Genomic DNA, 11,647 nt, shown 5'->3' on the forward strand with positions numbered 1-11,647 from the left:
GACTTAACCCTCTTTCTCTATCGTGGTCAAACAGTCGCGTAAGATAGGAGCGTAGTTGTATTTGCCAGGGCATACATAAGTACACAATGCCAAATCTTCTTCGTCCAACTCTAAGCAACCCAACGTCTGAGCACCGTCAGTATCACCAGAAATCAGGTCCCTAAGCAGAAGCGTAGGAATGATATCTAGGGGCATAACGCGTTCGTAATTACCAATTGGAACCATAGAACGTTCAGAACCATTGGTAGTTGTTGTCATATCAAATGTCTTGCTGCCACTTAGATGACCTAAGTAAGCACGAGTCACTGAGTGCTTATCTGAACCTGGAGTTATCCAGCCAAATAGCTTTTTCTCGCGACCTTCTTTTAGTAGTGAAACTTGGGTGTGGAAACGACCAAGGAAGCCGTGAACGCCCATCGCTGTAGTACCGCTAAGTACAGAACCAGAGATAACACGTACTTCACCGTCTACTTGCTCGTTTGCAGTTAGCTCGGTCAAGTCTGCGCCAATTAACGTGCGCACTAGGCGTGGATTGGTTGCTGCAGGACCTGCAAGTGAAATAACACGACGGTTATCTAGCTCGCCAGAAGTCAGCAATGCACCAATGGCCATAACGTCTTGGTAGTTGATGTGCCAAACCGTTTTGTTCATGCCGGCTGAATCAAGGAAGTGGATATGAGTACCCGGTAGGCCCGCAGGGTGAGGACCGCCAAATTCTTCAACATCAACTGCCGCATCGCCAGTAGCAACAGAAGCACCTGCCGCTTTACAAACGTAAGTCTTGCCGCCGCTCAATTGCGTTAACGCTTTAAGACCATTTACGAAATCGTCTTGGCGCTCAGCAATAATCACAGCAGGATCTGCTGCGAGTGGATTAGTATCCATTGCTGTAACGAAAATTGAACTTGGAACAGAGTCTAGCTTTGGAGATTTGCTAAATGGACGCGTACGGAACGCTGTCCACATGCCTGACTCTACAAGGATTGACTGAAGCTGCTCACGTGAAGCGTTCGCGATCTGGTCAGCTGCAATTTTTTCAAATGTCACAGCATCACTGCCGTTTACTTTGATAACTACAGACTGAAGAACACGTTTTGCACCACGGTTAACCTCTACCACTTCACCCGCTGCTGGGGCAGTGAACTTAACGCCAGGGTTCTTTTTGTCTTCAAAAAGTACCTGACCTTTCTTCACTACATCGCCAACTTGGACGTGCATGGTAGGGCGCATACCCACATATTCTTCTCCCAGAATGGCAACGCGCGTTGCAGCAGATGCATCAGCAATCTCCTGCTTTGGCGCTCCCTCAATTGGGAGGTCGAGACCTTTCTTGATTTTTATCATATGTAATCGCACTACTCTAATAGAAATACCCTTTTGCATGACCGCAGAAATCCGGCCTGTCAGCATGCAAAAACGCACTATTAACAGGTGTAGAACACCTTTTCGTTGTTGATTGATGGAACTTGCTGCAATTGCTACGGTCAGCCTGTTATGAAGCCGTAACGCATAATTCCTTTTGCGGACGTTTAATTCGCCCTTTCTTTATAGACCACCAGCAGAAATTAACACTTATTATTATTGCTATTGTACTGCAATCGCTACCGCTGTTTTGGTAGAGACAGAAAAGGCCCCTACTTAATTTCGGGATTTTAGCATTAACCCATACGTTTGTGCCACGCTATTTAAAGATAAAGACAAATTTTTCTACAATTTAATGTAAACCTTTGGTCTAACTCATTTACATTTTGTATTGCTCATTCATACAGCAACCTGTAATTAGGCGAAAAAAAGCCGTCGAATCAGACGGCCTTTTGTCCACAAACATTAAGTTAATTAATAGTAAGGTCGGGGGGGTTACCACTTAACTAATGGGTCAACATCGCTGTCGTAATCCACGTTTTCTAAATCAAAACCAAATAACTTCAAGAACTCATGGTGGTAGCCTTTATAGTCACTTAAGTCATGAAAGTTCTCTTGTGTTACTTGGTCCCATAGCGCTTTAATTTTTGCTTGGGTTGCGTCGTTAGTTTCTTTACCGTCCATACGGAAGCGATTCTTTTCATCTAACGTAGGCGTGCTGCCAAACAGGCATTGTGTGAACAATCCAAAAATCTGTTCAATGCAACCTTCGTGCGTCCCCTCTTCTTTCATCACCTTGTAAATCAGTGAAATATAGAGCGGCATGACAGGAATAGCTGAACTTGCTTGCGTTACCAGCGCTTTTAATGAACTCACATTTGCCTGGACAAACAGTTCGCTGTTTTTGCCAATGATGGCCGCGGCGGCGCGGTCTAGGTCTTCTTTCGCTTTTCCTATCGTCGCCTGACCATAGATAGGCCATGTCAACTCTTTACCGATATAGGTATATGCGGTGGTTTTACAGCCTTCAGCGAGTACATCTGCGTCGCGTAAAAAGTCCATCCAACGTTCCCAGTCTTCGCCACCCATTACTTTGATAGTATTTAGGATCTCGTCGTCATTCGCTGGCTCTAGCGACACATCGTGTACTTTATCTTTATCGGTATCGTAAGTTTTGGTGGTATATGCCTCTCCCACCGGCTTTAGGGTAGATTTGTAGGTGATACCTGTTTCTGGGTCGGTTCTGCGCGGGGAAGCAAGACTATAGATAACCAAGTCAACCTTGCCCATTTCACTTTTTATTTTTTCGATGGTTTCATTTTTAATCTCATCAGAAAACGCATCGCCATTGATGGTGTCAGCGAAAAGGCCTTTCGCTCGGGCTTTTTCGTGAAACGCTGCCGTGTTGTACCAACCCGCAGTGCCTGTTTTGCGCTCTGTTGGTTCTTTTTCGAAACACACACCCAGCGTTTTGGCACCATAGCCAAATGCAGAAGTAATGCGCGATGCTAGACCGTAACCCGTAGAACTACCAATAACGAGTACATTTTTAGGGCCTTCGCCTAAGTCACCTTTTGATTCCACATAAGCAATTTGTTCTTCAACCGCTTTTGCACAGCCTACTGGATGCGCGTTTGTACAAATGAAGCCTCTCACTTTAGGCTTGATAACCATAATAATTTTCCTTATTTGAGCGTGGGGCTATTGTAATGCCGAAGCCACTGATAACAACTCGGAGCAGATGAGACGCCAGCATATCGCATACATCTCGTCACACCAACAAAACTTGGTCACTACACGCGTTCGGATCTAAAGATGTGTAATAGATAAAGGGACATTCAACAACGACAAGACGATAGTTAGTCAGCATAGAACTTACAAGTATTTATGGGAAAGTTAAGGAAAGGAATAGGGCAAGAAACGGAGAAAGCTGAGCTTTACAGGAGTGCTGTTGAGCACTCCTGTAGTGGTGTTTTTAACCTAGAACATCGAGTAGTTCTACATCAAATACCAATGTGCTGTATGGGCCAATAGCTGCGCCAGCGCCTTGTTCACCGTATGCTAGGTCGTGTGGTACATATAAACGATACTTAGCACCTGCTTTCATAAGTTGGAGGGCTTCGGTCCAACCTTTAATCACACCACCAACAGGGAATTCAGCTGGCTGACCGCGCTCGTAAGAGCTATCAAATGTTGTACCGTCAATAAGTGTACCGTGATAGTGAACACGAACAGTACTAGATGCATTTGGTGTTTCACCGTCACCTTCTGTAATTACTTCGTATTGAAGTCCAGACTCAGTTACCGTTACTTCGTCACGCTTCGCGTTTTCTTCAAGGTATTTTGTGCCTTCTTCAATAACTGCTTTGCTCGCTTCTTCTTTAGCCGCTTGCATACGCTTATGAATTTCGCCAAACGCATCACGTAGCGTATCGTTGTCAACTTGAGGGGCCTGACCCGCAAAAGCGTCTTTTAGGCCAGCAACAACCGCATCGATCGCTAAACCGTCAAAAGGGTTTGATTGCAATTGTTGACCCATTTGAAAACCAATGCCGTAACTTGCTTGGGTTTCTACTGTATTGAATGTATCAGTCACAAGAACTCCTGAAATTAAATTACAAATGCAGTACAAATTTCAAACAAACCGCATAATGCGAAAATGTTTCTGCATTTTCCGACGCAAGAGTGTATCACACCATAAAATATCTTGCTTTGAGCAATGTTAATTAGGGTGCAAAAGTATCAAAATGTTGTAAATTATAACCGAAAGTGGTTAGACAAGTCGCAAAGGACACAGTATGGTTAGCCCATATATTTAGGAGGATAGCATGCAAACACACTACGATGCTGAACTGAAAGATACCGTTCGATACCTAGGAAAAACCTTAGGTGAAACAATCAAAAATCAATTGGGTCAAGAGTGGCTAGACCGCATTGAAAAGATTCGTAAAGGCGGCCGAGCCTCTTATCAGGGAGACGCTGCATGCAGTGAAGAACTGAAAGAAACTTTCAAAACAATGTCTGACAGCGATTTGTTGACTGTTGGCCGTGCCTTCGCACAATTCTTGAATTTGGGTAATATTGCCGAGCAAGAGTACAACGCGGCAATGAATGTCGATGCATCAATTGATGCTCTGTTCAAACACCTAGATAAAGCAGAACTTACCGCCGATAAAGTACAAGATGCGGTAGCAAAGCTAAACATTGACCTTGTACTGACAGCGCACCCAACTGAGGTAACGCGCAGAACACTTATTCACAAGCACAAAGAACTCGCCGACTGTCTTCAAGCAGTGCATCAGGCGTCGCTTAATGATGTAGAGCGTAAGAAAATTGAAACGCGCATCGCCGATTTGATTGCACAGGCTTGGCACACAGAAGAAATTCGTTCGGTGCGCCCTACGCCCGTTGATGAGGCACGCTGGGGTTTTTCTGTTATTGAAAACTCGCTATGGGAAGCCGTACCTGACTTTATGCGCGAGCTTGACGATCGCTTGAATGAAGATTACGACGTATCGCTGCCACTTGATGCGTCCCCTGTTCAGTTTAGCTCGTGGATGGGTGGAGATAGAGACGGTAACCCGTTTGTTACTTCAAAAGTCACCGAGCAAGTATTGCTGCTTGCGAGAAAACGCGCAGCTAAACTTTTCGCGTTAGATCTCGATCGTTTGCAAGTTGAACTATCAATGTACGACTGTAACGATGAGCTACGCGCCAAAGTAGGCGATGCAAACGAACCTTACCGCGCCCTACTTCGCCCGTTGGTAGATAAGTTCATTGCTACCCGCGACGGCATTGCCGACTATTTAGCCGGCAAGAATCCAGACACGTCTAACTGGATTGAAAGCGACGACGAGCTTATCGAGCCGCTAATGCTTTGCTACCAGTCGCTATTAGAATGCGGTATGCAGGTTGTAGCAAACGGCCTTCTACTGGATACTATCCGTCGTGCACGCGTATTCGGTATTCACCTTCTGCGTCTTGACGTACGTCAGGACTCTGAGCGTCACGCCGACGTATTCAGTGAACTTACTCGTTATCTTGGCCTTGGCGACTACGCACAGTGGAGCGAGGCTGACAAGCAAGCTTTCTTATTGCGAGAACTTGGCTCTAAACGCCCACTATTCCCTGCCCAATGGGACGCGTCTGATGACGTAAAAGAAGTGCTAGATACCTGTAAAGTGATTGCCAAACACAGCAAGCACGGTTTCGGTATTTATATTATCTCCATGGCCAGTGAGCCATCAGATGTATTGGCCGTTCAGTTACTACTTCAGGAAAGCGGTGTAGATTGGCCAATGCCAGTCGCGCCATTGTTTGAGACGTTAGACGACTTAAACAACTCACCTGATGTCATGCGCAAACTTCTATCAATCGACTGGTATCGCGGTTACGTGAAAGGTCGTCAGTTTGTGATGATTGGTTATTCTGATTCAGCAAAAGACGCTGGTGCACTAGCAGCAGGCTGGGCACAGTACCAGTCACAAGAAGCGCTTGTAGCCATTGCTGATGAATTTGACGTAAGCCTGACCCTATTCCACGGTCGTGGTGGTACGATTGGTCGTGGTGGTTTGCCTGCACATGCAGCTATCTACTCTCAGCCTCCTGGCTCACTAGATGGTGGCTTCCGTGTAACAGAGCAAGGGGAAACCATTCGCTACAAGTTCGGCATGCCGAAACTTGCTAAGCGCAGCTTGGGCATCTACGCCAGTGCCATTATTGAAGCCATGCTGTTCCCGCCCCCGGCACCTAAAGAAGAATGGCGAGAGCTTATTACCGCAATGGCAGCGCAAGGTCGTGATAACTACCGTGCAACTGTACGACACGATGAAGAATTCGTACCTTACTTCCGCGTGGCAACACCTGAGCAAGAGTTAGGTAAACTACCACTAGGTAGTCGCCCTGCGAAGCGTAAGCCACAAGGCGGCATTGAAAGCCTACGTGCTATCCCGTGGATTTTTGCTTGGGCACAGACTCGTTTGGTACTTCCAAGCTGGTTAGGCGTTATGCGCGCTATTGATAGCGTGAAAACGCCTGAAAACGAAAAAGTCGTTAACGAGATGTTCAGCGAATGGCCGTTCTATCGTTCACGTCTTTCAATGCTGGACATGGTATTCCACAAAGCCGACCCTCGTATTAGTGAAGCTTACGACGACCGCCTTGTACCTAAAGAGCTTAAACACTTTGGTGAAGCCCTGCGCACGGAACTTAAAGATAGCATTTCATCGTTACTGGCCATTACTGGCGAAAAAGACATTATGGCTAACGACCCGCAGGGTAAAGAGTCGATGGAAATCCGCGCTGCGTATTTACAACCTCTACATTACCTGCAAATTGAGCTTCTTGACCGTATCCGTAAGGCCGGAGATGAGTCGCAAAATACCAGCTTAGAGCGAGCAATGATGGTTACCATTGCGGGTATTGCCATCGGTATGCGTAATACAGGTTAAATACGCTTATTCAGTAAACCATAGAAGCCCGCTTAGTTTAACGTAGCGGGCTTTTTTATTGCGCTACTGAAAATGTACTGCTAACCATTTGTTGATTTCCCGTTCCACCTCATCGCGATAGAAAGTTAAGCTGTGATCGCCGTTGTCGTAAACTACAAGCTTATGCGAGTGATTATTATCTTTTAGCTGCTGTGCCGCCTTAAGTGAATGTGAAATATCGACGCGCACATCAGCACTTCCGTGCACTAACAAAATAGGCACATTCGGATTTAGCTCATTAATCCATTTTACTGCAGAGCGCTCATCGAGGGCTTTCGTTTGATTCTGCTCCATATTTGGAACAAGTTCATTAAGCAGCGCCCGCATATCTGGGCGACGTGCCACAGTGGTATGTAAATCAGAGGGGCCTGCTACAATAACCGCGCTAACAATGTCGCTTGTGTTCTTGCGAAGCGCCTGCCATGTCATCATGCCGCCACGACTAACGCCATATAGGGCTATCTTATTGGGGTCGGCATTAGGTAGCTGTTTGGCTATTTCAATCAGTCGCAAAACGTCGTTAACATCTGCGCCGCCAAACTCATCTTTCCCTTGGCTAAATTTAGCGCCGCGATAGTTACTGGCCAAGACAATATAACCCTGTTCGGCGAGCGGCATTAAACGCTCAACAACGGCTATGCGCGTTACATTATGCTTATGGTTACCACCGCGATTATAGATGATCACTGGTAACTTTTTGTCGCCAGCATGCTTTGGTAACACCATAACACCTGAAATCTTCAAACCATCCGATTCATACTCAATCCATTGCGCACTTGTTGTCTTTATAAGCGCATTGAATTTTTTAGGATTTACCGCTTTTTGCCATCTATCCACATACGCTACGTTTTGATTATTGCTTTGTGCTTGCGCAAGCCACGCCTCATAATTTTCGAAGGGCAATGCATTGCCTTTTAACGTAAGTGTTTTAGGTAATTGAGTAAAAATTTGGCCTGCTAATTGCGCTTCATCATTGGCTTTGTTAAAAGCCTCATCCGTCGCGTTGGCATTAAAACAAAATGCAAAATACATAATGTGAAGCAAAACGTTACGCATCATAGACGTCATAATACATCCTTGTTTAATTCGAATAGAACCGTTGAGAGTGACTAGTAAATAATGAAATACTTTGCGACTCAACAGAATATGAATATGATTAGTAACAAAGTTTGTCACCCTATGCATTAATGGACTAAATATGCGCACACCTCTCTTGATACTCTTCATCACTCTGCTTTCACTCAGTGGCCGCTGTTTTCCCAGTAATATGGAGTTACCTTTCGGTCTGTGGGAAGGCATTAGTGAAGATGAACTCACATTCCGATTACTTCAAATAAATGAAAGTGGCGAACACAGCTTTTTTGAAATAGCCATTCCAGGTGGCTTAAAAAGAGTGCGTCGCACGCCATTCAACAATGAAGACATTGCTTGTATAGAAAACAGGTGCACTATAAAAACTATTATTGAAGGCGATGTGACGCGCACGATTACGGTGTCTCCCTATTTAGATAGGGGCTTGAAGGCACTTGAGTCGAGTTTCAAAGGTGAAGAGAGTTACACATCTCACACGTATCACCTGGTAAAACAAGACGCAGAATCTACGCCTCGAAAATTCCTCGAAAAACGTGGGAAGCTAATTGTTGATGCAGAGCAAAATACAACTGAACACCCTTTTGGCACTTGGATTGGTGTTATGCAGTATTTGGACAAGCCTGAATTAGCATTACTGCAGCTAAATGAAAGTGAGCAAGGTTCATTACGGGTTTATAGAAAGGGCAACAAAACCTTCAATGAAGTGCAATCAAGCTTTTCTGCTAGCGATATGAGCATTGATGGCAAAGTGATTGAAATTGAAGCGTCACACACAACTTTTGCATCAAACATCATCCTGTTTGTGCAAACAGACAACATGATTTCTGGCTACACCTACGCAATTCATAAGGGCTATCCAGCAGCCATGGGCGCAATAAAGCTGTACCGCATAGAGCCAGCCAAAGCACACTAATTTTCTTAGGTGGTAAACTAATGAATAGCTGCTATGTGATGCTTTCAACAAGCACCGCTTTACGTAGCTCTCCTGTTCTGAATGTGCAGTGGCAAAGTCTATAAACACGCCACAAAAAAAAGCTGGATAGGTAAGGTCGTAACAGACTTACTTTTCCCCAATTAATGAGTTTGTCAAAGGTTGTTGGGTGACGTATTGAGTTGGGGGAAGTTTGATAAGTAGGCTCTCCACCGCAGGGATGCGGTGGCGAAGCCTACATGGACGTATTCACGGCGGGTCTGCGTTCAAAGTTCCGCCAATGATGTTATCCGATTAGCCGTTTACAAAATCAACGCCTAGCTTGATGTCGCCACGTAGGCCTTCAAGCATGTCGTTTTTCGCTTTTTCTTCAAATGCGCTTAGCTCGCCGTATGGCAAGATTTCTTCAACACCGTTTGCACCTAGGCGAACTGGGTGTGCGAAGAATGCTGCGTCGTCGCTGTCGTCAGTTTGTACGTAAGTGTACTCAACTACGTTTTCACCTTGCATTGCTGCAACTAGAGATAAACAGAAACGTGCTGCTGCTTGACCCATAGATAGGGTTGCAGAGCCGCCGCCAGCTTTAGCTTCAACAACTTCAGTACCCGCGTTTTGGATACGAGTAGTTAGGCTAGACACTTCTTCGTCAGTAAACTCAACGCCTTCAACTTGTGAAAGTAGAGGAAGGATAGTTGTACCAGAGTGACCACCGATTACCGGTACGTGCACTGAAGATACGTCTACACCTTTAAGTTCAGCAACAAAGGTTTCAGCGCGGATAACGTCAAGCGTAGTTACACCGAAAAGCTTGTTCTTGTCGTAAACGCCTTTTGCTTTTAGCGTTTCAGCTGCAATCGCAACAGTAGTGTTAACTGGGTTAGTGATGATACCAACACACGCGTTCGGGCAGTTATCAGCTACACCTTCAATTAGGTTTTTAACAATGCCGGCGTTGATGTTGAACAGATCAGAACGATCCATACCTGGCTTACGAGGCATACCTGCTGGAATAAGAACAACGTCTGCTCCAGTAAGTGCACCAGCAAGGTCATCTTTACCGTGACCGGTTACTTTTACCGCAGTGGGGATGTGGCTCAAGTCAACAGCAACACCAGGAACAACTGGCGCAACGTCGTAAAGCGCTAAATCTGAACCTGCTGGCAATTGTGTTTTCAACAACAAAGACAGCGCCTGACCAATACCGCCGGCAGCACCTAACACGGCTACTTTCATACCATTTCTCCTATGGGATTACTTCACGTATTTAAACGGAACGTCACACTAATGCAACGCGGGGGAAAACTCAATCACCGGATCGTCTTATTAACGTTATTTATGGCGATTTTTATTCGATATTCATTATCATGAATGATTATGCAAAGAAATTGCGCAAAGTCCACCTGTACGGCACAATATACGCATACTAAATATAATTCCTAACGATAACCCTCAGAAAAGAAAAGAGCGCTAATGGCAAACGCAAAACAAGAGCAACTCATCAAAGCTTTTAAAGAGATTCTCAAAGCGGAAAGTTACGGTTCGCAAGGCGAAATTGTAGATGCTTTGAAGTCACAAAGCTTTGACAATATCAGCCAGTCAAAAATTTCAAGAATGTTGAGCAAATTTGGTGCGGTAAGAACGCGTAATGCCCGCGGTGACATGGTTTATTGTCTTCCCCCTGAGTTGGGTATGCCAACGGCTAAAAGTCCGTTAAAACAGCTTGTACTAGACATTGTGCATAACAATGTAATGGTGATTATCAGAACGAGTCCAGGTGCTGCACAGCTAATCGCGCGCTTACTAGATTCTCTTAGCAAAAAAGACGGTGTATTGGGCACCATTGCCGGCGACGATACAATATTTATTGCCCCTGCCGATGTAGCTGAAATAGAAGAGTTAAGACAGCGGGTTGAAGACCTGTTTGAAAATGTCTAATTAGGCTGCTTTTGCTTATTAATGCGCCGCAAAGCTATATAAACTGAAAGCTTTTCGAACGAAATCTTTACGTCACTAGACAAAGAAACCGCATATAAAATGCGGTTCCTCAATTTTAGGGTTTGAGTACGTATTAAGACAGAAGCTTAATGAGCGCGTCTGCTGCTGGGCGTGACGATGGCGGATTTTGACCGGTAACCAACAGCCCATCTGTACAAACCTTCACAGCGAAATCATCTGCACTTTCATAATTGCCGCCTTTTTTCACTAACTCATCTTCGACAAGATAAGGCACTACATCAGTGAGTTCCATCGCGGCTTCTTCGCTATTTGAAAAACCGGTTACGGCTTTGCCGTCTACTAAATACTTGCCATCAGGGGTTTTTACATCCTTCAGCACGATTGGAGCGTGACAAACCGCTCCGACTGGCTTATTAGCGGCAATAGTCTCTTCAATCAATTTGATAGAGTGCGCATTATCTGAGAGGTCCCACAATGGTCCATGACCGCCAGGATAAAATACCGCGTCGAATTCTTCAGCACGAACATCTTCAAGTGGAATAGTTGACGCTATTGCACTACGTGCTAATTCATCTTTCGTGTATCGAATTGCATCATCTGTCATGGCATCGTCAGATAGACTGTTAGGGTCAATCGGAACCTGCCCTCCCATCGGCGAGGCCAATGTAATTGTGTAACCTTGGTCTTTAAATGCGTAATAAGGTGCGGCGAACTCCTCTAGCCACATACCTGTTTTCTCACCCGTGTCGCCCATAATTTCGTGAGACGTCATTACCATTAACATACGTTTTGACATAAGCCCTCCTTGCGAGCATTT

9 protein-coding genes are annotated in these 11,647 nt (G+C 45.2%); 3 read left to right on the forward strand and 6 right to left on the reverse strand.

Translation table 11 applies throughout. The features are described 5' to 3' along the window. Window positions 1-3 precede the first annotated feature (3 nt). The 3 genes from JC525_RS08355 to JC525_RS08365 form a co-directional block, all read right to left on the reverse strand. Window positions 4-1,344, reverse strand: a complete 1,341-nt coding sequence (locus JC525_RS08355; RefSeq protein WP_198815411.1) for a Na(+)-translocating NADH-quinone reductase subunit A — start codon at window positions 1,342-1,344, stop codon at window positions 4-6. A 513-nt stretch (window positions 1,345-1,857) separates the two neighbouring features. Continuing rightward, window positions 1,858-3,036, reverse strand: a complete 1,179-nt coding sequence (gene fabV, locus JC525_RS08360) for an enoyl-ACP reductase FabV (protein ID WP_198815412.1) — start codon at window positions 3,034-3,036, stop codon at window positions 1,858-1,860. Window positions 3,037-3,337: 301 nt separating this feature from the next. Then, a complete protein-coding gene (locus JC525_RS08365; RefSeq protein WP_198815413.1) occupies window positions 3,338-3,958 on the reverse strand; it encodes an FKBP-type peptidyl-prolyl cis-trans isomerase in 621 nt (206 codons plus the stop codon). A 232-nt stretch (window positions 3,959-4,190) separates the two neighbouring features. Here JC525_RS08365 and ppc point away from each other — a divergent pair, with 232 nt between their 5' ends. Continuing rightward, on the forward strand, window positions 4,191-6,812 hold the full coding sequence (ppc, locus tag JC525_RS08370) for a phosphoenolpyruvate carboxylase (protein WP_198815414.1): 2,622 nt from the start codon (window positions 4,191-4,193) through the stop codon (window positions 6,810-6,812). A 63-nt stretch (window positions 6,813-6,875) separates the two neighbouring features. Here the strand turns inward: ppc and JC525_RS08375 are convergent, their stop codons facing one another. Beyond that, the gene (locus tag JC525_RS08375) at window positions 6,876-7,919 is read right to left on the reverse strand and encodes an alpha/beta hydrolase family protein (protein ID WP_198815415.1); all 1,044 of its coding nucleotides are present in this window, start codon (window positions 7,917-7,919) and stop codon (window positions 6,876-6,878) included. 130 nt (window positions 7,920-8,049) lie between these two features. On the opposite strand from JC525_RS08375, the gene JC525_RS08380 reads away from it, so the two are divergent. Then, window positions 8,050-8,856, forward strand: a complete 807-nt coding sequence (locus tag JC525_RS08380) for a hypothetical protein (protein WP_198815416.1) — start codon at window positions 8,050-8,052, stop codon at window positions 8,854-8,856. Between the two features lie 312 nt (window positions 8,857-9,168). On the opposite strand, the gene mdh is transcribed toward JC525_RS08380, so the two are convergent. Further along, on the reverse strand, window positions 9,169-10,107 hold the full coding sequence (gene mdh / locus JC525_RS08385) for a malate dehydrogenase (RefSeq protein WP_159120450.1): 939 nt from the start codon (window positions 10,105-10,107) through the stop codon (window positions 9,169-9,171). A gap of 237 nt (window positions 10,108-10,344) precedes the next feature. Here mdh and argR point away from each other — a divergent pair, with 237 nt between their 5' ends. Further along, window positions 10,345-10,809, forward strand: a complete 465-nt coding sequence (gene argR / locus JC525_RS08390; RefSeq protein ID WP_198815417.1) for a transcriptional regulator ArgR — start codon at window positions 10,345-10,347, stop codon at window positions 10,807-10,809. A gap of 133 nt (window positions 10,810-10,942) precedes the next feature. Here argR and JC525_RS08395 read toward each other — a convergent pair whose 3' ends face one another. Further along, window positions 10,943-11,626, reverse strand: coding sequence for a type 1 glutamine amidotransferase domain-containing protein (locus JC525_RS08395; protein WP_105930398.1), 684 nt, complete (start codon window positions 11,624-11,626; stop codon window positions 10,943-10,945). Window positions 11,627-11,647: the final 21 nt, after the last annotated feature.

This window comes from Alteromonas sp. IB21 (genome assembly GCF_016405965.1).
GTDB lineage: Bacteria > Pseudomonadota > Gammaproteobacteria > Enterobacterales > Alteromonadaceae > Alteromonas.